This is a genomic window from Vibrio sp. SCSIO 43097, from assembly GCF_023650755.1.
Taxonomy (GTDB): Bacteria; Pseudomonadota; Gammaproteobacteria; order Enterobacterales; family Vibrionaceae; genus Vibrio; species Vibrio alginolyticus.
In genome coordinates, this window is the sequence record NZ_CP071840.1 from 2,153,453 (window position 1) to 2,178,929 (window position 25,477).

Consider the following 25,477-nt stretch of genomic DNA (forward strand, 5'->3'; position numbering starts at 1 on the left):
TTAGTTGTCTATTATGCCGCCGGATTCAACTGCGACTTTTTTGGGCTATGAGTTCGCACTTCAGAAAAGTCATGACTAAAGTGGTCAACTTGAATCGCCTTGTAGCGCAATTTATCTGCAGCCATGATTTGATCAATTTCTTGTTCAGTTAACACGCCTGCTTCAAATGCTTGCTGCAAACGATCATGTAGCAGACCTTTACGAGCCACTTTACCATCCTTCGCAGCCTTCATAAGTTTACGCTCCAAAGGTTTAATGTCGTACATTGCAAGGAATGCATTCTCCATTAAGCCTACGCTGTCATCCTCTCCTCTGATTTTCCGATGTAGCACAGATGCGTGAGGCGATCACGTTGCGCGCCTGGCGTCATCATCGCTTCAGCCAAATTCACACACAGCTCATCACTTGGCTTATTGAAATGATTACCAAGCGGGAACAATAGCCCCTTAAGCACACCGCCAACGTATTTCACAGGGAAGTTGGTGTAAGCCTCATTTAATGACTTAGAAGCGTTATACAAACAGTGTTGAACAGCGTAATGAACGAAGTCTAGATCGCCTTGTTGACGGCCTTCATCTTCATACTTTTTTCAAGGCAGCAGATGCCATGTATAGATAGCTTAATCCATCACCCAAACGTGCGGAGATCATTTCTTTACGCTTCAAGTCTCCACCTAAGGTTAACATCGCAAAGTCTGCACTTACTGCAAGTGCACGACTGAGACGAGTAATGTCTTTGTAGTATTGCTGCGTTGGGCCACTCATGTGCGCGTTAACAAATCGAGAACCAGTTAGTGCTGCACCAAATGCACCGAATGTATTACCGAGCGCGTGCTTGATGTGTTTAAAGAGTAAGTTGTCAAATTCTTTCGCACCTTGTTCAGAATCTGGATTCGCCGCTGCTTCCATTTCTTTTAGAACATATGGGTGACATCGAGTCGCACCTTGACCAAAAATCATCAGGTTACGAGTCAGAATATTCGCGCCTTCAACGGTGATAGCAACCGGGATACCAAGGTAATGTTTAGCAAGATAGTTCATTGGGCCATCTTGAATCGCACGACCCGCATGGATATCAAACGAATCATTTAGAATGGTACGCGCGATTTCCGTCATGTGGTACTTGGCAATCGCGGTTACAATCCCAGGTTTTTCTTTCATATCGAGAGAAGTCGTCGTTAGCGTACGCGTCGCTTCTAGTAGGTAAGTAAGACCACCAATGCGCCCCATTGCTTCTGCAACACCTTCAAACTTACCGATCGACATTCCAAACTGTTTACGCACGTAAGCATAAGCACCTGTTGTACGTGTAGTAAGGTGACCAATCGCTGTGCCAAGCGCTGGAAGAGAGATACCACGACCAGCAGAAAGACACTCAACCAGCATACGCCAACCTTTACCTGCGTAATCAGCGCCACCGATCAACCAGTCCATAGGGATGAAGACATCTTCACCACGAGTTGGGCCATTCATGAACGCAGACCCCAGAGGATCATGGCGCTCGCCTATCTCGACACCTTCATGGTCAGCGGGAATCAACGCACATGTAATGCCAACCTCTTTCTTGTCTCCAAGTAGCCCTTCAGGATCCTGCAGTTTAAATGCTAACCCGAGCACTGTCGCAACTGGCGCAAGCGTGATGTAGCGTTTATTCCAACTAACTCGCACGCCAAGCACTTCTTTGCCTTCATGGGTGCCGTAACAAACCACGCCTTGATCAGGTATGCCACCTGCATCAGAACCCGCTTCAGGGCCAGTTAGGGCGAAACAAGGGATGTCTGTACCATCAGCTAAACGAGGCAACCAGTAATCTTTTTGCTCTTGCGTACCATAGTGCGATAGCAGCTCACCAGGGCCAAGAGAGTTCGGTACCATTACCGATACCGCGGTACTGATACTTCGAGTCGCAATACGAGAAACAATGGTTGAGTTCGCCAAAGCGGAAAATTCACGACCACCATATGCTTTCGAGATGATCAAAGAGAAAAATCGCTCTTTACGTAGGTACTCCCATACTTCAGGCGGTAAATCCCTGTCTTCTTTGACAATCTTCTGGTCATCAAGCATTTCTAGCAGGGTTTCAAGCTCATTATCCATAAATGACTGCTCTTCTGCCGTCAGTGTAGGCGTTGGATAATGATGCAATGTTGTGAAGTTTGGCTTGCCTGAGAATAGTTCGGCATCCCACCATACACTACCCGCTTCCATCGCCTCTTTCTCGGTGCTAGACAGAGGTGGCAATACTTTTTTGAACACTTTAAAAGCCGGGTCACTAATCCATTTTCTTCGTAGAGAGCTCATAGTTCAGATCCTTTTGTTCACGTAACCGCTCGGGGTATAATCTTATTATTGGTTTAACTTTCTTATTTGTCTTATGCCAACTGCTTTGCTGACATTCCTGCTGACAAATATGGAATCAGTAAATCTACGACAGATTTCACATCGACTTCCTTTTCAAACTTACTTTCTGCCAGCTCCGAAAGAGCTTGGCTTGAAGCCATCGTAAATACACAGGTTCCTAACGTGAAGTGCAGTCGCCAAAACAACTGTTCTTCACATAGTTCCGGGTTCGCCTTCATTATCGAGAAAGTGAAAAGGTTCAGTACCTCTTCGTATCTGGTGGTAATGAACCAGCGTAGATGACCTTGAACGTCTGTATAACCGCGGCCAATTAACAACATAAATAGCGGCAGTACCATTTGGGCGTACATCGTTTAATGTACGTAAAGGTAATCGCAATGACTCAAAGACATCGTCCATGTTGTAGCTATCGCGCGTGTTTAACTCAATTAATGAAGTCTTAATGCTCGGCATTAGTGCTTCTAAATACCTATCTAAAACCGCTCTAACCAGCGTTTTTTTATCGCCAAAGTGATAGTTTACCGATGCTAAGTTAACGTTAGCTTTACCTGTTATCGTTCTTAGCGAAGTATCATTAAAGCCATGTTCAGCAAAGAGTCCTTCTGCGACATCGAGTATTTTTTTCTTTTGTTGATGTTCTCGGGGCCATTTTAATCACTCGTATTAAACAACTGTTTGAAAATATACTCCCGAAACTTAAGATTAACAAATGATTAACATCACACTTTAACCAATTGGTCTGACCAGACAGTAAAAGGTGTGATCTAATCTTTTGAAATTCAATCGAATACTCCAGTGAAGCTTGTCAGAAGAAAACGATCAAATTTCTCAGACCATCGCAATTGAAACGCTAACAATAGCCTTGACGGCTCGGAGTAAGCGACGAGAGTATGAAATACATCTTCGGTTCTAGGGGATATAAAATGAGAAACACCGAAGTTAGTCACTTCACCAAGTTGGTAATCCATCTCGATTTTTCTATTACTTTCGGGTGTGTAAGAAGCTAGAAAGCATTAAGTAGAAATTTTTTGAAAAAAAATGGAACTGTTTGGAAAAGGCTCGGTCTGAATATACGTAACAGTTAGGGCATTTGAAGTTTCACTGGCCGTCAAACTTGTTTCCATCTAATTGTTACGTTGCTGCTTTTTTCTTATTAACTCCTATGTTTGTATCCGCCCAGTCAAATTTTCGGCTGGGCTTTTTTTCGCCTATAGATTTGCCAAGCGCCTCTTTCGATGATTTTGCCCCAACTCCATAAGCTAGACCTTAGCTGGTCACAAAAGTAACCAGCCTGAAGTGGTTGATGTGCCGATCTGCAGACATAAAAAAGCCTCCCGAATGGGAGGCTTTACTAAACAGTGTGTATCTTACGCTTGCGCTTTCTTAGGCAAAGAAAAGTGCAGTAACGCGTAGCCAAGTAACGCGGCTGTCGTCGAGCCCATTAAGATACCTAGTCGAGCATAGGTATCAAACTCAGGGCTTACATTTCCAAACGCTAAAGAGGAAATGAATATAGACATTGTAAAACCGATACCACACAACACAGATACCGCAAAGATATGCTTGAAGTTAATGCCTTCCGGTAGCTTAGCTACACCCATTTTCACAGCTGCCCAACTAAAGGTGAAGATACCTAGAGGCTTACCAACCAGTAGCCCCAAAGCAATACCTAATGGCAGCATTGAAGTTAGGCCTGACATCGATACGCCTTCTAGCGAAATCCCCGCATTTGCAAATGCGAATAGAGGTAAGATACCAAATGCCACGTATGGATGAAGTGCATGCTCCATGTGCTTAAGTGGGGAATGTTCGCCCTGTTTACCCTTAAGAGGAATAGCAAAGCCGATCACTACGCCTGCAAGTGTTGCGTGAACACCAGATTTAAGTACCGCAAACCATAAGATCGCGCCCGACTATCATGTATGGCGTCAGTTTCGTCACTTCCTTCGCATTCAACATGAACAGGACACCAGTCATGATGAAGCCAACAAGCAGCGCCATGCTAGAAAGATCACCTGTGTAAAACAGTGCAATAATAACAACCACGCCTAAATCGTCGATGATAGCGAGAGCTAACAAAAATACTTTAAGGCTTACTGGTACACGCTTACCTAGTAGCGCCATGATACCTAGAGCAAATGCAATATCCGTCGCAGCTGGAATGGCCCAGCCAGAAACCGCCTCTGGGTCGTTAGCATTAAACGCAACGTAAATAAGAGCAGGGGCTAACATACCACCAACCGCTGCAATCGCAGGGAAAATTGCGGTTTCTTTTGATTTTAGCGCTCCTTCAAGTAGCTCTCGCTTCACTTCAAGGCCAATAAGTAAGAAGAAAACAGCCATTAGGCCGTCATTAATCCAGTGAGAAACTGACATACCGAATACATAAGTATGCAGTACAGATTGATAAGTTTCGCCCAGCGGTGAGTTAGCAATGGTCATCGCAATTGCCGCTGCAATTACGAGAAGAATACCACCTGCTGATTCCATTTTGAAAAAGTCACGAATGACATCGTTCATGGTTTCGTCCTTATATTTATTATCTTAATAAACGATTAACAAAGAGTGATAAGAGTGTATAGCTGTCGAAAACTTTAGAATAATCGCTTCTTCAGAGTATAAACTTCGGTTTTTTCGATGTTAAGTTTACTATACATCGTATTTTCCAACATGACACTCAATTTTGATCGGAGATCGTATTTGTACTTGTCGCACCAAATATTTATCAAGATGATGAGAAAATCAGCATAACACGGCTTGTACCATCATGATAACCCCGTACTTTTGAGAAAAAGCTAGGAAGCTTCGCGCACCAAAAAACCACCCGTAGGGGGTGGTTTTCTTCACAACTCAATAGCCTGTCAGCTGCATAAAGCCCCAAGCCTCATTGGAGCCGGAAGCTAAAGTAGGCCCTTCCCAGTAAGGTATTACAAAGGGTAGCCACATATCTGACTTGATAATGCGGGTAGTCAAATTAATTTGATGCTTCGGAATATTGATAATCCACTGCAAAGGTAACCTTCTTCCATTGGATAAACTGGTCACTTGCATTGGTTTAATACTGATATCATCGTCTGAGAGGTTGATGACTTTACCTGAGCGTGTCGACAACGTGCCAAATACGTGCGGTGTTTGCCCATGGTGACGATAACGGCTAACAGTTAATGCTCGACCATCATCTAAATTGAAAACAAACCAATCCCAGCCTTGTTGCCCCTCACCAATTAAGCCGCTGCCCCATTCTTTTTGCGCCCATGCAGAACCCGTCACTGAGAATCGCTTACCATTTAAGCTTAAGCTGCCTTTTACTTTTAAAAATGGAGCACTGAAGCTAAAAGAAGCAACAGATTGCAACGCATGTTTAACTTGGAAGCCTTTGTCTCCATTCACCACAAAGGGGCCGCTTGTCATGGTATTGAGCTCAAGTCCAAAACGTATCAGTATTCACATTCAAGTTGCCCGGGAAAGGCGTCGCACCGAGTGATCGCCAAGTCCAATTATCAATCCATAACCTGAAAGGACGATTGATCATACCAGCTTGGCCTATCCCACCTCTAGCTACCCGTTGCTCTTTCCATACATGCGAGCCATGACTGACGACAACATGTGAAATGTACAATTGAGGGTTCTGCCAACCGCTGGTTTCTCGCTCGTCCGTCGCAACCCTGAAATAGCTCCATTGAACATTGTAGATCTTGCCTTGCTCATCTTTTAGCTTCGCAAAGTAGTGCCACCATTCATGCTGATACTCGGGATGAAAGCGAAAGTCTGAGGGTAAAGAGACATGCTCATTAGGTAGTACAGGCTCGAAAATCGTTTGATTTTCACGCGTTAAGATAGAATCAAGTTCGCTTTCTCGTGTTGCTGTCGCCTCTAACCAAAAAGTTGAGTAAAAAGCAGCCCCAGTCAGAAAAGCGAACGTAACAACAATGAGCGTTGAAACCAACAAGCGTTTTTTAGAGCCCATTTTTTTCATTACAACGCGTCCCTTAATGACTTCATCGGTGTACTTTTGATCATTCTAATAACTGGCAATGCGCCAGCAACCATGATGGCAAGCATCGCCCAAGCAATGGTTTGAGCATACTCCCATGGAATCGTTTGAAGCTCTAGAGACCAGCCAAATGATTGCTTAATGATAATATCAACGATCAAATGTGCGAGCGCCAAGCCGAGCGGCACTGCAATAATCGCAGAAATGGCTCCGAAGACGAATAGCTGCAAACCACCTAATACGACAAGTTCTTTTCCGGACACACCCATGCACCTTAATAAGGAAAAATGCCGCTGCCGTGAAAGTTCTCCTGCCAACGTCGCAAAGAATAAACCAAACACTGCAATAATCAGCGTGATATTGCCCAAGGTTCCTGCTATCGCAAAGGTATGATCAAACACTCTCATTGCTTGGCTATAAATATTACCGTTATCAAACACACGATCTTGCGGGAGACGGAATACATTCTCTAAGCGATTTTTCAGCCCTTCTCCATTGACGTTATCTTTTAATACTACGCCAAGACCAACATTACCCGTACCTGCAAATGCATACAGCCAATTCCGGTGCGACATCATCACCTGGTTATATGGGTTTCCATAATCGTAGTAAACGCCTACGACTTGCCAGTCACCACCAAGCGGTTCTTGCAAGTTAATGAAATCGCCAGGGCGGATATCCAGCTTCAAGGCCATCGACTCACTGACCATTAAGCTCTTGGTAGCGTGCAGTTGATACCAGTAATTTGGGACACCTAACTTGACGGTAAGTGAGTCTAACTCACCTTCAGAAGAGCCCGTACTCACAACTTGCAGAGCACCATGCTCGGTCGGCATATCTTTTTCCCAGCGCCACCAAACCGAGTTCACCTCTGGCTGATTCTGGAGCCATGCGCTCATCCTAGCGGCTGAATTGTTGGTCGGATAGATGTACACATCAGCCGCTAATCGCTGATTTAGCCACTTATCGGTTGTATCTCGAAAGCTTCCGACCATCGTTTCTACACCAATGTTTGCCGCCAGCGCTAACATAAACGCCATCGTAGCCACACCGCGATAGCTCATGCTCGCTGCTGCATCAGCAAAAAACCAACGGACACGAACCCATCGCATGGTATAAGAAAAACTTTGGAACATATGCCACATAATAAATGGCATAAACAACGCCACACTAACCAACATCAGCGCAATAATAGCAAAGCCGGTTTCTTGTGTTTTCGGCGCCTGATATACCGCTATTGCAGCGACACAAAACGCACATGCCGCAAGCGCCTGCCAAGAGAACTCTCTTCCAGCAAATCGCATTAGCGACAGTCGAGAAGAAAGGCGGATTGGTTGTGACTTCAACAAACGGATTAATGGCCACAGACACGATATCAACGCACCCATCGCTGCCATGATTAGACTGTATAAGCTAGATTGCCATGACCATCCTATGGTTAAGCCTACGTTGGCATCATACAAATCACTCAGGCTCGAAGACACTGCTGGGATAAGTTCATTTGCTAAGATCAAGCCAAAAAAGTTACCACACGCCCACGCAATAAAGACGAGCAAAGACAACTCTAGCAATAAGGCTTGCGCTAACTGTGTTCCGTTAACACCAGTCTGTCTCAAAATACCTACCAAACGTTGTCGCTGGATGAAAGACAGAGACATCGCTTGATAAAAAATAAACAACCCAACCAAAAACGAGAGCATTCCCATCGCGGTGAGATTCATATGGAATGCGTTAGTTAGCGACTCAAGCTCAGTACGCGTATTCCTAACAAGCGTCATTCCGTTTGGCAACATGTTTTTCAGTGCTATCAGCTTTTCCTCTGGCATTTCGCCACAAGAAATCGCAGACAAACCTGAGCTCCGCTTGAGCATACGCAACAACGATATATCAGTAACCAACCGAGTACCCGAAAGCATCTTGTCCTTATCTACTTGAATAGGCCCAAGACGGCTTCCGTCATTCATCTCAATGAAGTCCCCATCCTGCCAACTCATGTAAGCGGCTAAATCTTGACTAACGAGAATAGGATAAGGAGGCTTCATTAGAGATAAAACAGGCATCTCACCTAGCGATTTTCCTTGTTGTAGTGGGATCATCGCGACAGGATCAATCCCCACCAACATCAGGCTCATATCGGTCTTGGCATCTAGATGAAGCACGTCAAACGGTGCACATTGGTTAAACCCAGCTCGACGTAACTGAATATAGAAACCTTGAGGAATTTTATTGGCAGAGTGCTTCGTTCGGATTCGGTACGGCAAAGGATTGGAGAAAAGCTTTTCACCAGTGGCATAACTTTGTTTTGCATGCTGGTTGATAGAAGTAACACCAACAAGGAGGGACACGCCTAAAGTTAATCCCAGCCAGACAAGAATAATTTGTAGAGGGTAACGACGGTAATGACCGAGTAGTGCCTTAACTACGGGCCATAACATGTAGCTGCCCTCCTTGAAGTCGAATCTTTCCTTCCATATGGGCGGCCACTTTTTCACTGTGCGTCACTAACAGCAAAGTACACTCCAGTTGGCGAGCGAGGCTCGTTAGTAAGCGCATTACTGCTTCTGCGTTTCGCTCGTCTAGGCTACCAGTTGGCTCATCAGCAAGCAGGATTTTTGGCTCCATATAGAGTGCACGAGCAATCGCCGCACGTTGTTGCTGACCACCAGACGCCTCTTCCGGATAACGTCCTAGCAATGGCATTAAGTCCAAAGCAGAAAGAATTTGACGCCACAACTCTTTATCTTCCGGCAGACCTTTTAACTGACGACAAAAACGAATATTGTCGGCAATATTAAGTGTAGGAAGCAGGTTGAATTGTTGGAAGATATTCCCAATATTGTTACGGCGATAAAGGGTTCTTAAATGCTCCGGTGCTTCATGCATAGCAAAATTTGGAAACTGCACTTCACCAGAGTCGGCAGTATCTAATCCGGCGATTAAATTCAGCAGAGTACTTTTACCCGAACCACTTTCTCCCATCAGAGCAACTTGGTCGCCTTGCTGCAATGTTAATTCTGCCCCTTGTAATACAGGGTGAAACTCTCCCCCGTCTACATAGCCTTTACATAGGTCTGACAGTTTTAACATTGATTATGCCGCTCGGATGGTGTTTAAAAATTGGGATCAGAATCTACACTAAAATCCTGTTAGTAGAAAGTATTTTGAATGCTTGATCACACTATGGAAGTACAAATGCAACTCGATTCACTTTCTGTTGCTAATTTTGTTGACGTTTTGAGCAGATTTTTGCAGCCAAAATAAACTCTGTTCCTCCTTACTGGCCAATCAGGTTTTTCATCCATTTTCGGCTAACCATTCTTGGCAAGCAAATCACCCACTTCACAACTTCTTCTGTCAAAAAGAGTAAGTAAACCCATTGTGGGTCCCAATTGAGATAAATCGCTGCAAATGCTGCGAGTGGAATCCCGATCACCCACTGCGCCAAGATGTCTTGATACAAACAAAACTTAACATCACCGCCCGCACGTAATACACCAACAATAGCCATCATCGGCACCGAGCGTAGCACGACACCCAACGCTAGAATCACCATAAACTGTTCAGCTAGCTCGCGAGTGTCCGTTGTCAGTGCACTAAACGCATTAAGGATCCATTGATTTGACACTATCAACAAGACGGCGACCACAAATGCGATAAGCACATTCAAAATGACCGTAGCCCATGCTTGATAATAAACGGGTTCAAAATTACGAGCGCCGAGCTGGTTCCCGACTAGAACTGCAGCCGCATTCGATAAACCAATCATCATCGCCAATGCGATCGACTCAACAGGTGTCATTACGGAAAGTGCCGCCAAACCTTGTACACCTGCTTGCCCCATGATGGCGTGATAAGCAAACAGCCCACCAGCCCACGCCAAGAAGTTAAATGTGGTGGGCAAAGAGAGGCTCAAGAAATGCGTAATTTTATCTAAGACCAATCCTGCGCGTATATCATCCCAACCAAATGCGATTATGTGCTTTTTCAACCATAGATAACCAAACAAGCAACCTACTTCGATCGCGCCACTGATTACCGTTGCGATCGCTGCTCCCGTAATACCCAGAGCAGGAAAGCCTAATTGACCAAAAATTAAAACCCAGTTAAGAAACACATTAGATAAAATGCCTATACCACTAAAAAAAGTGCTTAGGCCTGGTTGGTGCATCGCCCTTAGGCCCACCGACATACTGGCCACACATGCAACAGCAAACATGCTAACCGACGAAATAATGAGATAGCTGGCCCCTAGCTCAATCACTTCTTGTGAATCGGTAGTCAAGCTCATGATGAGTTGTGGAAAAACAACAAACAAAGCAACAGCAATCGCAGCAAACATCATTGCGATCATCCATGTTAAAGCGGTACTGCGACGCACCCCAACTTTATCGCCAGCCCCCCAATATTGAGCGGTTAACAATGCACCACCCGTTGTCACCCCAACTAACATAATGGTGGTGACGAAAGTCGCGCGCGCAGCAACTCCAACTGCGGCAATTTCTGCTTCACCAAGTTGACCAAGCATAAGAACATCGACGAGGCTTCGGCTTGAAAACATCATGCTTTGCAGTGTAATTGGTAACGCGATTGCAAATAAACGACGTAAGAATGCTTTATCTGCGTGTATTGAGAGTTGAGAAAGAAAAGTCACAAGCGCTCCAACGACAACTTATTGATAGAATGGGGAAAGTGTCTCATGATTATACTCTGTGGTGTTTATTCCACCAACGATAAAAGGACAGATAATGAAAAAGGTGTTGGTACTAGGCGCCTCGGGTTACATTGGCTCTCAACTTCTTCCGTTACTTTTAGATAAAGGTTACGCCGTCACAGCAGCGGCGCGACATATTGATTATTTAGAGTCAAGAACTCAGCCTCATCCTAATTTAACGTTAAGGTATCTCGACTTGGCTGACGCAGAGACCACGAAGGCTGTAGTGAACGATTTTGATTTAGTATTTTTTCTCGTGCACGGGATGGCTCAAGGTGATGACTTTGTTGAGTACGAACTAAACCTTGCTTTGAACTTCAAATATGCGTTGGAACAAAGCTACGTCGAGCATGTTGTATATTTGAGTGCCATTCAACCTCAAACCGGAAACTCTCGCCATTTAGCCGCTCGTAAAGCCACGGGAAAAATAATTCGACAGTCTGGTGTTCCAGTAACTGAATTGCGTGCTGGCGTTATCATCGGTCCCGGCTCTGCCGCTTTCGAAATCATGCGTGACTTTGTCTACAACTTACCTATTTTGATCGCGCCTAAATGGGTCGACTCAAAAGCGAACCCTATTGCCTTGCCCAATCTCAACCACTATTTATTGAAGTTAGCAGAAGCCCCCTCTCCAGAAGAAAGTCACATTTATGAAGTTGGTGGGCCAGATACACTTAGCTACCGCGAACAGTTCAAAGTCATTTGCCGAATCACGAACAAGCCGTATCGGCTGTGGTCGACCCCGCTACTTACTCCGAAAATGGCATCGTACTGGCTAGGTTTAGTTACCTCAGTGCCAACTAGTATCGGTAAAGCATTACTTGCGGGCTTAGAGCACGACTACATTGCAGACTCCAAAGCGATTGAAGAACGATTTCCTCAAACGCTGATCAGCTACGAGCAAGCGGTAACTGATACCATTCAAGATGAAGGCACATTTGTACGCAGTAATGTCTGGGGGTTTGAACCCGCAGCGCTTCGTCGATGGCAACCAGGATATGGCTATTACCCAAAACAAGCTGGAGCGAGCATTAAAACTCATGCCTCCGCTGCGGCATTATGGAAAGTGGCGCAAAAGATCGGGAGTCGCGAAAAAGGCTATTACTTTGCCAACATCTTGTGGCGTACACGTGAATGGCTCGATATCTTTTTTGGTGGCGGAAAACCGATTCGCGTTTCTCCTCCTGGACCAGAGCTTAAAGTCGGTGATTTTATTGACTCTTGGAAAGTGATTCGCTGCGATAATAATCAGTTTCTTTCACTGTTTTTTGGTATGAAAGGCCCAGGCCTTGGGCGTTTAGAAATTACCATCAAAGATCTCGGTGACGAACGAGAGCTGGATATTACCGCCTGGTGGCACCCGCAAGGGTTTCTTGGGCTGCTTTATTGGTTTGCAATGATGCCAGCCCATCTTTTCATATTTAAAGGCATGGTCAAAGCCATCGCGAAAGAAGCAAACCGTTTAGAAAACAAAAAGCCCCAATAACAGGGGCTTCTAAACACTCAAAATGTCACTTTAGTCAGCTTTGAACGAGAGTGGAATTTCGGCTAACTGGTTGCCTTCGTTTGCTGGAAAAATAAGGTACTCGCCATGGTATTTCACCATCGATTTGTAGTCTGTTACCTTATGTACCATAAAGCCCGCTTGCGCTGCTTTCTCAACAAACTCAGCATGATTGCCACGTACAAACCAACTCATTGGCTTTACGAGCAACTCGCCATCAAAACAGCTTTCGCATTGGTCTGCACATAACGCTAAAGAGTTTTGACCTTCAGTGAAGATTTGTACTTTGCCGCACCCAATCAGTTGCTCAGACGTCGAGACTTCCCAGCCTGCTTGCTCCATCAAATCAAGAAAAGACTCAATATCTGAATCTTTGAACACTTTGGAGTCTTCACCTTCAGGGAAGAATTGCGCATAAAAAGCAGAAATACGCTTGAAGATAAACAACAAACCAGCATCGTTCCCCTTTGAGCGACCTGCTTTTTGCCAACGCGTTAAGTCATCGCCTACCGTACGTCCGAAACGTTGTGATTTTAGCGCCTTTGTTACCCAACGCACTAAATAATGGTTATTCGCAACAGGGGCATTGGCTAACTTACCTGAGCGATGCTCTTGATCTAACTCTTCAAGTGCTGAGTTAACCAAGTTTTGAATTTCTTTGGTGTAATTCGACATTACGCCTTTCTTCCTAAAGTCCAATAAAACAGTGCTGAAAGCACAGAACAAGCAAACATTACGATGATCATCGGCCAAGCAACATTCCCGGGCAGTGATGCCACCAGCGCACCAACCAATGAACCGATACCGAATCTTAATGTCCCCGCTAGAGACGACGCCGTACCCGCCATTGATGGGTAACCACTTAAAAGCAGCGCCATCGCGTTACTACCTATCGTCGACAATGTACCGATAAACAGCACAACAAAAGGTACAATGCCCCATAATCCGAAGTCCATTAACCAACTTACGAATAAACCAATCCCCGCCAAAAGTTGCACGAACAACCCAAAACGAAGCATGGCATGGGAACCAACTTTCTTCACCAAGCGACCATTAATACTGGTCATGATGATCATCGCCACAATGTTCAAACCAAATAGGTAACCAAAGTGGTCTGGTCGAACACCATATAAATCAATATAAACAAACGAACCCGCCGTCAAAAATGCAAACATTCCGGAAAATGAAAACGCACCTGAGAGCATCAAACCGATCGCTTCAGGATTGGAGCATAATCTGGCGTAGTTTCTCAGCGTCGTGCGGAAACGAAGAGGCTGACGATTTTCAGGCTGTAACGTTTCAGGGATTTTCCAAAGTACGAGAAAAATCACAACTACAGCGAAAATAGCTAGTACCCAAAAAATGGAACGCCAACCAAACCAAATCGCGAGATGGCCACCGATCATCGGTGCCACCAACGGCGCAATAGTAATGACCAGAGTAACGAAGGACATTGCGCGTGCAAAGTCTTCACGGTCAAACATGTCACGCACGACGGCTTGGATAATGACCGCCGCTGCCGCGCCAGCAAAACCTTGTGCCGTACGTACATAGGTCAGCGCATCAATGCCATTTGTTGTCGCACTCACAACGGCAGCCAAGCCGAAGAAAAGTACGCCTAAAATCAACACAGGTCTGCGACCAAAGCTATCGGCGAGCGGCCCGTGAATTAACTGGCCGATCGCAAAACCCGCGGTATAAGCCGTCAACGTAATCTGAACCGCGCCAGGCGCGACCCCCAAATCTTTCGCAATTGTCGGCATCGCAGGCAAATACATATCGATCGCCAAAGGCGTCAAAGCACCAATCGCTCCTAGTACCAGAAACAATAGAAAACTGATTTGGGATTGCGGAGCACTTTGAGCTTTTTCTGTCATTCTTTTACCTCTTGTTGGAGCCCTACCGTCAATACTTGCAGAACAAAGTGAAAATAACGGACAGTTCTCATATCGCTGAATGTAGAAGCCAAAAACCTGTTCTATCCAACGTTCGAGAATCATAAGGGCAAATATGTACCAAGGTGTGACCTTGACGAACTCGACATAGAAAAGCATGTGAAAGCGAAATGTGTTTATGGGAAACAAACACAATGCAGTAAAAATGATGGCGTTGACACCATCATTCCATTCACCGTAGCCGAAGGCTTTGCAATAAGAGTATGCATGCCTCAGCTAAATGCAAAGGCGTATCACTGAGATGAGTAAGCACACCGGAATTGTCTAGGCACTAATTTTGGTAGGAAAATTTATTTTGAGCCAATTCCTACCAAAAGACTAGTTCCTATTAGGAACTAAAGAATTTCCCATGCCGACAATTAATTCCAAATAGAATCAATTTCTTCTTGCGTGAGGTAGCGATAATCACCTGGTTCTAGTGCCTCATCAAGTTCGATAGAACCAATACGCTCACGATGTAAGTACTCAACTTTATTTCCTAACGCCGCGAACATACGTTTCACTTGGTGATACTTACCTTCCACGATAGTTAACAATACTTCATTCTCGGCCTCGTTCACGATTTCCAAACGAGCAGGCAATGTTGCTTCTGATTCATTGCGCAAAATGATGCCTTGTTCGAGCTTTTCCGCATAATCAGGCTGAATAGCATCGACGAGCCAAACACGGTACGTTTTCTCACACTTATGCTTAGGTGAGGTAATACGGTGAGACCACTTACCATCATCCGTAATCAACACTAAACCAGTTGTGTCGACATCTAATCGGCCCGCAAAGTGAAGGTTTTCAATTTTAGGCTCATCAAGCAATGCGAATGCAGTTTGGTTGTAGCCATCTTCATGTGAACAAACAAAGTCAGCAGGCTTATACAACATAATGTAACGAGGACCAGGAGCACCAATAACACGGTCTTCCCACATCACTTCCGCACCTTTAGGTACTTTAAATGCACCACTTTTTTGAACCTCACCGTCAACAGTGATGTCTCCACTTTTGATGATCTTTGTTGCCTGTTTGCGTGTTGCACCCAGAGCGTCAACACAAATATTTATCTAAACGCATGAATACCTCATTGAATTATACCCAAGTGATCTCTAAATCTTGGTTTAAAGGTCACTTGGGTATAAAAGTCAGGTATTATAGCGTTCCTCGTTCGAATAGTTGAGCAATTTCACATATTTTCATGTACACACTTCGTCCTTATCAAGCCGACTCGTTAAAAGCCGTTATTCATTACTTTCGTAAACACTCGACACCAGCAGTGATCGTGCTGCCAACCGGTGCAGGAAAAAGCTTGGTGATCGCAGAACTTGCTCGCCTTGCGAAAGGACGAGTGTTAGTCCTCGCCCACGTAAAAGAACTGGTCGAGCAAAACCACGCAAAGTATGAAGGTTATGGTTTAAAAGGTTCCATCTTCTCAGCAGGATTGGGACGAAAAGAAACTGACCAGCAAGTCGTGTTTGCTTCGGTTCAATCGGTCGTACGTAACTTAGATTCGTTCAAAAACCAGTTTTCTCTGCTCGTTATTGATGAGTGCCATCGTGTGCCAGATGACAAAAACAGCAGCTACCAAAAAGTTATTACTCACTTACGAGAACTGAACCCTGGCATTAAGGTGCTAGGACTAACTGCAACGCCCTATCGTTTAGGAATGGGCTGGATTTATCAGTATCACACCCGAGGTCAAGTGCGAACCGAAGAGCCTCGATTCTTCCGCGATTGTATTTTCGAACTGCCGATCCGTTACTTGCTCGACGAAAACTTCCTCACTCCAGCCCGCATGATGGATGCGCCCGTTTTGTCTTACGACTTCTCTCAGCTGAAGCCCGCTAACACCGGACGCTACAAAGAAGCAGAAATGGACATGGTGATCGATAAAGCCAAACGTGCGACTCCACAAATTGTTGAGCAAATCATGCAATATGCGAAAGAGCGTCAAGGTGTCATGATCTTCGCTGCAACTGTTCGACACGCACAGGAGATACACAGTTTTATTGCCAGAAGGCGAAACTGAAATCGTCATTGGTGATACACCTACGCCGGAGCGCGATGCGATCATCCAAGCGTTCAAGAATCGTCAAATAAAATACTTAGTCAATGTTTCGGTACTGACAACCGGGTTTGATGCGCCGCATGTCGATTTAATCGCGATTTTGCGACCAACAGAGTCAGTCAGTCTGTACCAACAGATAGTAGGACGAGGATTACGCTTATCAGACGGAAAATCAGAATGTTTAGTTGCTTGATTACGCAAGCAACAGCTACGATTTATACCAACCTGAAGTCGGTGATCCCAAACCAGACTCTGACAGTGAAATTATCACGATTCCTTGCCCGGCTTGCGGATTCAATAACAACTTCTGGGGTTAAGTTGGATAGTAACGGTTTCTTGGTTGAACATTTTGGCAGACGTTGCCAAGGTTACTTTGAAGATGAAGACACAGGCGAACGTGAACACTGTGGCTACCGTTTTCGTGCCAAATACTGCGGTGAATGTGGTGCGGACAACGATATCGCTGCACGAATTTGTCATGAGTGTGATGCGACGCTCGTAGACCCAGATAAAAAGCTAAAAGAAGCCCTTAATCTCAAAGATGCATTAATCTTTGAATGCACAGAAATGGACCTATCTGTATTTAAGTCCAGTGATGGTAAATCTCAGCTAAAGGTGACGTATTCTGGTGAACCATACCAAGGCGAAGGCAATGCGTTAGTTCATGAGTTTTGGACATTGAGTACCAAAAAACAAAAACAAACGTTTAAAGATCAGTTCGTACGCCCCCACTTAGCAGACAAGCATCGCCCTTTTGAAGAGGCTTCACCGACACGCGTTGTCGCTAATCAACATCGTTTCCGTTTGCCTCAGTTTGTTATTGCTAGAAAATCTGGTCGCTTTTGGAAGCTGCGAGATAAAATTTTTGAAGATGAGTTGAAATAACATCGACAACACATGGCAAAACTTAATTAGCTGATTCACTCTCTGTTCATCTATCTCCGATATACTGCGGCTAACGCTCCAGAAAAGGTTTGACTATGTATAAAGCAACGACTTCTCTACATTCTGCGTTACTTTTCGGCCTTATCACGACATTCATGTGTGCACCAAGTTTTGCCAAGCATGGCAACGAGTACACATCACAAAATGGCCACGCCATCGTGCAAGATGTCGAAAAGCCAGGAACACGCATCGAATTCGATGAAGATCAAGATGAGGTCTACCGCGCGGTTTCAACAAGGATATATACGACCATTTTCGGAACTTTACGCCGCAGTAGAAAACGACTTATACGGCCGCATCATCAAGGTCGAGCTTGAAGAAGATGATGATGCTTGGGTGTATGAATTGAAAATTCTGTACAACAATAGCGTCCTGAAAGTTGAGTACGACGCCGCCACGCTGGAAATGCTTGAGATCAAAGGTCGCAGCTTTAACAAAGCGTTAAAGCCGCAAAACAACTAAACTTGTCTAATGCGTAATCCAGACACGATGCGTAGCTTACTTCGATAAAAATCCAAACATAATAAGAATCATCAATATGAAAATACTTGTTGTTGAAGATGATCCTCGTTTAGGCGAGCAAATCATCGAAACATTAGAAAGTACCGGCTGGGTACCAGAATTGTCCCAAGATGGCATAGACGCTCTGTATCGCGCGACTTCGGAAGAATGGGACGCCATTGTTCTTGACCTCGGCTTGCCAAAACTGGATGGTCTTACCGTCCTAAAAGGCATCCGAGATGAAAACATTAATACTCCTGTCGTGATTCTAAGCGCTCGCGACACCCTAACGCAGCGAGTTGAAGGCTTAAACGCAGGTGCAGACGATTACCTAACTAAACCATTTGAAATGGTTGAGCTTATCGCTCGTATTCGTGCACAGCTGCGAAGAGCCTCTGGTAATGCCTCTCCTGTGATGCAAATTGGCGACTTGAGCTTGGATACACGCACTTCTAAAGTCATGTGGCGAGGGCAAGCGGTAAGCTTGACGGCGCTAGAGTATAAAGTGGTCGCTTACTTTATGCATAACCCGGAAAAAGTGATTTCTCGAACCGAACTCGTCGAGCACATTTACAAACAAGACTTTGATCGTGACTCCAACACAATCGAAGTTTTTATCGGCCGAATTCGCAAAAAAATCGCACCAAAGATCATCAAAACTGTCCGAGGGTTGGGATACCAATTAAATGCCGAATAGAAACAGGCTACCGTTGAACGCAATAAAACGACTGAGTATCAAAAGTCGCCTCGTTTTAGCGGCGATCGTTTGGTTAACGGCAATGATCCTCGCCGCTGGTGTGACGATACCGACGCAGGTCTACAACTATATGGTTGATGACACTCGCTCACAGCTCAGCATTTTTATGGATGAAGTCGCAGCACAGTTAGAAGTCGATAACACCGGACATCTTTCACTCGCAGCTCAGCTATCAGACCCTCGATTTAACCGACCTTACAGTGGTTTGTATTGGAGTGCCTCTACAGAGGCAAGCCTCGAACGTTCTCGTTCGTTGTGGGACAAAAAAATCGAATACAAAGGTTTGGATAAAGATGCGTATGGAGCAAGAGGCGAAAAACTAATTACGCTAGAAAAAGCGCTGTATCTTCCTGATTACGATGGTCCTATTCACATTATTATTGGTATTGACGAAGAGCCCATTAAAAATACCCTTCAAACGTTAATCGGCCAACTTTGGCTTATTTTGGGTTTATTATTCGCGGGCGTACTTACCGTCATTTTACTGCAAATTGCTTGGTCATTGAGTCCGCTTACAAAGCTACAAAAAGAATTAGCCGAGCTGAAGTCTGGTAATAAAAAGAGTCTAGAAGAAACCTACCCAAAAGAGATTTCTCCTCTAATCTTCGACCTCAACGCTCTGCTGTTCCATTACCAAGAATTACTAGAGAGAGCTCGCAATCATGCAGGTAACCTATCTCATGCACTTAAAACGCCACTTTCTGTTCTAAAAAATGAAGTTCAGACGTTAGAACCTGAGGCACAATCCCGTCTCCGAGCTCCAATCAATCAAATACAAGACCATATCGATTACCATTTGGGTCGTGCCCGTATGGCCGGATCGATGAACATATTATCAGTGAAGTCGAACCCAGCAGATCGTGTGGATGCTATCTCAATGGCGTTTGATAAAGTGTATGCGAGCCGAAGCATTACCTTAATTAATGAACTTGATTCAGAGCTGAATGTAGCAGTAGAGCAGACCGATCTCGATGAAATGCTAGGTAACTTGCTAGAAAATGGCTATAAGTGGGCCAACAGCATGATTCGTGTGCACTCCTCTCAGGATAAGGAAAATATACACATCATTATTGAAGATGATGGGCCAGGCATCCCTAAAGAGAAACTGAGTCAAGTAATCAAGAGAGGAGTTAGATTGGATGAAACAACCCCTGGCTCAGGTCTTGGTCTAAACATAGTCAGTGAAATGGCACACAGTTACCGAGGTCAATTAACATTGGATACAAGCGCTTTAGGTGGATTAAAAGCATCTTTAGTCTTACATCTCAGCCGAACATAAAGCATATAACACATAAACTTTGTTTTTCGGACCATGATCAGTAAACCGATGAAAATGAAGTCGATGTGAACAAAATCCAAGCAAAGCGTTAAAAGGGATAGCCTTCCACCCCGCTAAATCATACCTTTTTGTTGATTTGGATACGATTTGGGTTGCCCATTTATAAGTGGAATGATAGTATCCGCGCTCGCTTGAACAGTTCCTGTTTCAAGCTTTACCACGAACAACAAGGTCGCATTGTTGATTGTGAACATTTGATTTTTACTAATTTGAGAGTAAATACTATGAAATTCGAAGCAGTAGTACGTACTGAACTAGGTAAAGGTGCGAGCCGCCGCCTACGTCACGCTGGCAAATTCCCTGCAGTTGTATACGGCGGTGAAGAAGCAGCAGTAGCTATCGTTCTTAACCACGACGACATCGTAAACCAAATGGACAAGCCTGAATTCTACGAAGGCATCGTTCTAGTTATCGATGGCAAAGAAGTTAAAGTTAAGCCACAAGACGTTCAACGTCACGCGTTCAAGCCAAAAGTTGAACACATGGACTTCATCCGTATCTAATTCCCTACCAAGGAATTAATCGGATTAAATCCAAACCTTTTGCATAAAAGATAATCGGACTTACCAACCGAGACATCTACAAAATTTCAAAACCCCGGAGTCTTACCACCTCCGGGGTTTTACTATATTTGGCATATAGCATTTGATTTATGAACGGGCAATATACTTCACTAAAGTGAGATCGGTCAGCGTCATACTCTCAATCACTTCCGACTCTTCCTCTCCAGTACGCACAAAACCACACTTCTTGTAAAAGTTAAGCCCCTGTTGATTAGTATCCAGTGCTTTCAAACTGATCTGCATAACTGACGTAGAGAGCAAACGTGTCTCTAACTCATCTAACAGTGCACTTCCTGCTCCTTGCCCATAATGTAGCGGCGTAACGTAGCAACATGTCACTAATGCCGTTTTATCTTCGCTGGTGTGGTTAGGTAACTCGTAACTTAAAAAGCCAACAATTTCTCCTTGCCTCTCAACTACGATCAATTGGGCCAGTTGCTCCGTCATCACTCGTGCCCACATCCTTTCTCGACGCTCAATCGTAAACTGCTCTATGTAGCTCTTTGGCATTAATCCTTTATACGCCACCTGCCAAGAGTCAACGTGTATCTTGGCGATTTGGGCTGCTTCCTTTTTGAGTGCGTCCCTTACTGTGTATCTCATAAGCATCCTTTATTAGCGTTCACCACTTACAAATTCTTTTAACCCTACCCTTTAAACCAAAGCTCAAAGATAACAGCTACAGTCGCAACGCTTTACATTAATCCATTTCATTTTCATTAATTAAATGATAGTTCACATCATAATATTCGAAGAAGAACGATCCATTATTTACTTTTCATTTTGACTCATTAGGTTGAATCTATTTGTTTAAACATTCGAGTGTCAAATGCGGAATAAGCACGATAAGGTATCGGATGAGGATAAATAAACGATGCTTAAAGCATAAGGTTTCTAAACGACCGCAATTATAGTAAAGAGATAAATACAATTTTTGATAGAGTTTGGCAGAATAAAGCCATGATCAAATGAGTTTAAGCTCTGTGCTGTTCATTATGCATACAAACCGCCACCCCTCATCATCAGAGCGAAAATTTATAACGATTTGTGTCATACCTATTAGGAAAAACATAAACTTGGCAAAATAATCACCAAAATCAGCGTAATACTTCGCAAAAATGCGCATTGATTCACACAAACAACACACATTCAATTAACTACCTCACAAAAAATAGAGCTAGCTATATAAAATAAATACTAAATACCAATTCTGTTTATTTATAGACGTAGTTTGCAGGCTTATTAATTCATTTCTCCGATAGAAGTATAAATAAGAGATAGATCACTAAAGTTTCACATTAATTCCGTATATTTCACGCCGTAACAATAACAAAATCACAAAGAAAGGATCCCTTATGAAGTTTTCCAAATCTCTTTTGGTAGTGGCAGTAGGCGCTGCGCTAGCAGGATGCGGCTCAGACAGCGACAATTCTCCAGTAACCTGCGAGACTGCAGATTCTTGTACTAAGTTCACCGTTCTCCACACTAACGATAACCATGGTCGCTTTTGGCATAACAGCGACGGCGAATACGGCATGGCTGCGCGTCACACTTTAATCGAATCTATCCGCGCAGAAGTCGAAGCAAAAGGCGGTGAAACCATTCTGCTATCTGGCGGTGATATTAATACCGGCGTACCAGAATCAGACATGCAAGATGCGGTTCCAGACTTCGTAGGGATGAACCTACTTGGTTACGATGCAATGGCTGTCGGTAACCACGAATTTGATAACTCACTAGATATTCTCGATATGCAAGCCGAGCTAGCTGACTTCCCTATGCTGGCTGCGAATATCTATAAAAAAGATACAAACGAGCGTTACTTCGACCCTTACAAAGTATTTACTATCAACGGCCTTAAGATCGCTGTTATTGGTCTAACAACGCAAGACACTGCGAAGCTAGTCAATCCAGACAACGTATCAAACATCCACTTCGAAGACCCTCAAGTAGAAATCAAAAAGGTACTGAAGGAAATCGAAGAGAACGAAAAGGTAGACCTAGTATTTGCAACGACGCACATGGGTCACTACGAAGATGGCAAAAACGGTAGTGAAGCACCAGGTGACGTTAAACTCGCTCGCTCTCTTGAAGAAGGACAGCTAAACGCTATCATCGGTGGTCACTCACAAAACCCTGTATGTATGGAACCAGGTACCAATGAGTATGCTGATTTCAAACCTGGGGATGATTGTGCCCCAGACCAACAAAAAGGCACTTGGATTATGCAAGCGCATGAGTGGGGTAAATATGTGGGTCGTGCAGACTTCGAATACTACGACGGCAAGCTTCACTTAGCGAATTACGCACTGATTCCTGTAAACCTTCTAGACGAAAACGATGAAGTTATCGGTGAACGAATTCAACAAGATGCAACGGTAAAAGCGTTACTACTGCCATACCAACAACAAGGTCAAGAGTTATTAGATGAGAAGATTTCTAATACGACGGGTAAGTTAGAAGGTGATCGTAACGTAGTTCGCTCTCAACAAACTAACCTAGGTCACCTACTCGGCGAGGCATACCGTACTTACAAAACGGTAAATGCTGACTTTGGTGTGATGAACTCTGGCGGCGTGCGTGATTCAATCCAAGATGGTGATATCACTTACCGTGACGTACTAACGGTTCAGCCATTTGGTAACTTCGTGACTAAAGCAACTATGACAGGTAAAGAAGTTAAAGAATACTTAGATGTGGTTGCGACGAAATCTGCAGGCTCTGGTGCTTACGCTCAACTAGATAACATCACTTTAGATGTAAATTGTGATGCTGGCTCAGTAACCATTACCGATATTAACAATAAAGGCTTCGATCTAGACGCAACGTACACATTCTCTGTAATCAGCTTCAGTGCTGCTGGTGGCGATAACTATCCAATCATCGATGTTCAATCTACACAGCTAACCGATGCATACGTTTTGCGCGAGTTCTTCGTAAACAACCCACAAATCTCTGCGGATAACTACAACAAGAACTTAGAGAACATCAAGTACTTCAGTAATGGCCAACCAGTAAAAGGCTGTCCTGCATCTGGTAGCTAATACTCAACACCTTACCCCTGGCACTAAGAGCTTTTACAAGCAATTTCGTCAGGGCTTTCCTCAAAACCGAAGCTTTGTGCTTCGGTTTTTTATTTTCGATAAATTACTGAAAACTCGCCACCTTCACAATATGTTCAAAAATTGTTCATTTGTGTTATTGACGCCCCTGTGTTGGGCTTCTATGTTTGATAAGGTCTTTTAAATATGCAGGTTCATCGGCTAAATTTCGCGAAACATTTTTAATCGCACAGTCAATGATTCTGAGAAAGATGTGAATGGCGTTACAAACACTGCTCTCAAACAATTTGTCTTTGGACTTCAAACGATGGTGATGTGCCTCCACGCGCACACTAATGAGCAGCGATCTGGACGTCAATGTGTTCAAACTGCTGCCATCGAGTTCTGGAGGTCAAAAATGAAACGAGCCAGCAATAGCTACAGACTCCAAATGATCAAAGAAGTAGTTACCCGTAGAGAGCGTGAAGCTTGTACGGATCCTATGGCGAGATACATTCATCAACTCATGGATGAACGCCCAACAAGTAAATTAGATGTTGAATTCAATCATCGATTTTCAGGAAATCACTTCGACGAACAAGCGGGAGGCTGGGTTAGCGACCGTTGGTCGATGAAATAACGCCAATTACCGCTTTATAGGGAAAATGGATAAGAGATTCCCGGTTCTTAAAGGACACCTTGCAGGACCGGGAATATGTCAAAGCCTAAGCAGAACCGAAAGCGAAGGCGTAACACCACAGACTGAACAAGAGTTCTAGAATAAGTCTTGTTGAGGCGATGACTCATCTTGAAGCTGTTCTGGCTTCGTCTTCCCCGCCAACATCTTTCTTCTGTACCTTTGACGACACAACTTAATAACGTGCAACTGCTGAGCGGGGGTTAAGTTAAGCCAATTAAACCTTTCCTCTCTCTTTCTCATACACCCCTTGCAATACCCTTTTTCATCGGAGGTACATACTCCAACACAAGGGCTTGGGACAGTAAAAAACTCCAGTTGCTCCATACTAAAACCGCTCTTTCCATATTAGGGCGTATTGGCCTAGTTTAAATAATGAGAAGATTAGTCAGCAACAAAATCTGCTATATACTTCGTTATGTCAAAAACATACGAAACCATAACCTTATGCTGACAAAAACAGTGTTTTATTACTTATACTTACCGCGTTTATAAAAACGGAGTCTATAAAATGAAGCTTAGCCTAAAAACGTTAGTTACAGCAATCTCTCTCCCTGTTCTTATGACTGCTTGTGCTAGCAACGGTGATGATGTGAAAGAAATAACGGCTCAAGATTTGCAGCACCACAACTGGGAACTTGTTCAAGTTGATGGCAAAAATATCGTTCTAGACGAACACCAAAAAGCTGCTCGCCTAGAAATCGGTGAAAATCTAACCGCAAACGGCAACGCAGGTTGTAACAACTTCTTCGGTCAAGCCGAGCTGAAAAACAACCAACTACGCATCGAAAAAATGGGCATGACCATGAAGATGTGTATGGAAGATCAAATGAAGATCGAAAACGCAATGACACAAACACTATCTAACTGGAGCGATATCACGCTAACTAAAGATGGTCTTGTTCTGAAAAGTGCCGATCACGAATTGACGTTTACACTACGTGACTGGGTAAACTAATCCCAGCTAAGTAAACCAAATAGTATTTTGAAAGCAGCCAGACGGCTGCTTTTTTATATCGATGAATCGTTAGTCATGCATGCTAAAGTCATTTAAATG

General features: G+C 44.1%; 14 protein-coding genes and 7 pseudogenes. 9 read left to right on the plus strand and 12 right to left on the minus strand.

Annotated features, from left to right (window positions below; genetic code table 11):
- Nucleotides 1-11: 11 nt before the first annotated feature.
- From J4N40_RS10545 to J4N40_RS10575, 7 genes and pseudogenes are all read right to left on the minus strand, one after another.
- Nucleotides 12-2,300, minus strand: a pseudogene (locus J4N40_RS10545) (acyl-CoA dehydrogenase).
- A gap of 71 nt (nt 2,301-2,371) precedes the next feature.
- Nucleotides 2,372-3,009 (minus strand): annotated as a pseudogene (psrA, locus tag J4N40_RS10550) (TetR family transcriptional repressor PsrA).
- 718 nt (nt 3,010-3,727) lie between these two features.
- Nucleotides 3,728-4,880: pseudogene (gene nhaA, locus J4N40_RS10555) on the minus strand (Na+/H+ antiporter NhaA).
- 330 nt (nt 4,881-5,210) lie between these two features.
- Nucleotides 5,211-6,336 (minus strand): annotated as a pseudogene (locus J4N40_RS10560) (lipocalin-like domain-containing protein).
- Nucleotides 6,336-8,789, minus strand: a complete 2,454-nt coding sequence (locus J4N40_RS10565; RefSeq protein WP_005378038.1) for an ABC transporter permease — start codon at nt 8,787-8,789, stop codon at nt 6,336-6,338. Before J4N40_RS10565 ends, J4N40_RS10560 begins: the two are co-directional and overlap by 1 nt.
- A complete protein-coding gene (locus J4N40_RS10570) occupies nt 8,770-9,441 on the minus strand; it encodes an ABC transporter ATP-binding protein (RefSeq protein ID WP_005378040.1) in 672 nt (223 codons plus the stop codon). Before J4N40_RS10570 ends, J4N40_RS10565 begins: the two co-directional genes overlap by 20 nt.
- Before the next feature lie 187 nt (nt 9,442-9,628).
- The gene (locus J4N40_RS10575) at nt 9,629-11,005 is read right to left on the minus strand and encodes an MATE family efflux transporter (protein WP_250654237.1); all 1,377 of its coding nucleotides are present in this window, start codon (nt 11,003-11,005) and stop codon (nt 9,629-9,631) included.
- Nucleotides 11,006-11,099: 94 nt separating this feature from the next.
- Between J4N40_RS10575 and J4N40_RS10580 the strand changes: the two genes are divergently transcribed.
- A complete protein-coding gene (locus tag J4N40_RS10580) occupies nt 11,100-12,551 on the plus strand; it encodes a DUF2867 domain-containing protein (protein ID WP_250654238.1) in 1,452 nt (483 codons plus the stop codon).
- A gap of 30 nt (nt 12,552-12,581) precedes the next feature.
- On the opposite strand, the gene J4N40_RS10585 is transcribed toward J4N40_RS10580, so the two are convergent.
- The 3 genes and pseudogenes from J4N40_RS10585 to rsuA all read right to left on the minus strand — a co-directional run bounded on the left by J4N40_RS10585 (nt 12,582) and on the right by rsuA (nt 15,586).
- Entirely contained in the window at nt 12,582-13,244 is a 663-nt protein-coding gene (locus tag J4N40_RS10585) for a DUF2913 family protein (RefSeq protein ID WP_005378053.1), read from the minus strand.
- Nucleotides 13,244-14,446: a Bcr/CflA family multidrug efflux MFS transporter gene (locus J4N40_RS10590; protein ID WP_017820848.1), complete on the minus strand. Its 1,203-nt coding sequence runs from the start codon at nt 14,444-14,446 to the stop codon at nt 13,244-13,246. Before J4N40_RS10590 ends, J4N40_RS10585 begins: the two co-directional genes overlap by 1 nt.
- 437 nt (nt 14,447-14,883) lie before the next feature.
- Nucleotides 14,884-15,586, minus strand: a pseudogene (gene rsuA / locus J4N40_RS10595) (16S rRNA pseudouridine(516) synthase RsuA).
- 121 nt (nt 15,587-15,707) lie between these two features.
- Between rsuA and radD the strand changes: the two are divergent.
- The 5 genes and pseudogenes from radD (at nt 15,708) to rplY (ending at nt 20,622) form a co-directional block, all read left to right on the plus strand.
- Nucleotides 15,708-17,462 (plus strand): annotated as a pseudogene (gene radD, locus J4N40_RS10600) (DNA repair helicase RadD).
- A gap of 155 nt (nt 17,463-17,617) precedes the next feature.
- Nucleotides 17,618-17,984 (plus strand): annotated as a pseudogene (locus J4N40_RS10605) (PepSY domain-containing protein).
- Nucleotides 17,985-18,060: 76 nt separating this feature from the next.
- Nucleotides 18,061-18,720 (plus strand): response regulator transcription factor, encoded by a 660-nt coding sequence (locus J4N40_RS10610; protein ID WP_158156187.1) that lies wholly within the window; start codon nt 18,061-18,063, stop codon nt 18,718-18,720.
- Complete coding sequence (locus J4N40_RS10615) at nt 18,710-20,059, plus strand: ATP-binding protein (protein WP_005378071.1); 1,350 nt, start codon at nt 18,710-18,712, stop codon at nt 20,057-20,059. The genes J4N40_RS10610 and J4N40_RS10615 overlap by 11 nt, the downstream gene beginning before the upstream one ends.
- Before the next feature lie 284 nt (nt 20,060-20,343).
- A complete protein-coding gene (gene rplY / locus J4N40_RS10620) occupies nt 20,344-20,622 on the plus strand; it encodes a 50S ribosomal protein L25 (protein WP_005378066.1) in 279 nt (92 codons plus the stop codon).
- 147 nt (nt 20,623-20,769) lie between these two features.
- On the opposite strand, the gene J4N40_RS10625 is transcribed toward rplY, so the two are convergent.
- On the minus strand, nt 20,770-21,285 hold the full coding sequence (locus J4N40_RS10625; protein ID WP_017634886.1) for a GNAT family N-acetyltransferase: 516 nt from the start codon (nt 21,283-21,285) through the stop codon (nt 20,770-20,772).
- Nucleotides 21,286-22,037: 752 nt separating this feature from the next.
- Between J4N40_RS10625 and ushA the strand changes: the two genes are divergently transcribed.
- Entirely contained in the window at nt 22,038-23,726 is a 1,689-nt protein-coding gene (gene ushA, locus J4N40_RS10630) for a bifunctional UDP-sugar hydrolase/5'-nucleotidase UshA (protein ID WP_017634888.1), read from the plus strand.
- Between the two features lie 415 nt (nt 23,727-24,141).
- The gene (locus J4N40_RS10635; RefSeq protein ID WP_005386686.1) at nt 24,142-24,363 is read left to right on the plus strand and encodes a hypothetical protein; all 222 of its coding nucleotides are present in this window, start codon (nt 24,142-24,144) and stop codon (nt 24,361-24,363) included.
- Between the two features lie 135 nt (nt 24,364-24,498).
- Here the strand turns inward: J4N40_RS10635 and J4N40_RS10640 are convergent, their stop codons facing one another.
- Nucleotides 24,499-24,747, minus strand: a complete 249-nt coding sequence (locus J4N40_RS10640) for a DUF1289 domain-containing protein (RefSeq protein WP_005378062.1) — start codon at nt 24,745-24,747, stop codon at nt 24,499-24,501.
- A 184-nt stretch (nt 24,748-24,931) separates the two neighbouring features.
- Here J4N40_RS10640 and J4N40_RS10645 point away from each other — a divergent pair, with 184 nt between their 5' ends.
- A complete protein-coding gene (locus J4N40_RS10645; RefSeq protein ID WP_005378077.1) occupies nt 24,932-25,378 on the plus strand; it encodes an META domain-containing protein in 447 nt (148 codons plus the stop codon).
- Nucleotides 25,379-25,477: the final 99 nt, after the last annotated feature.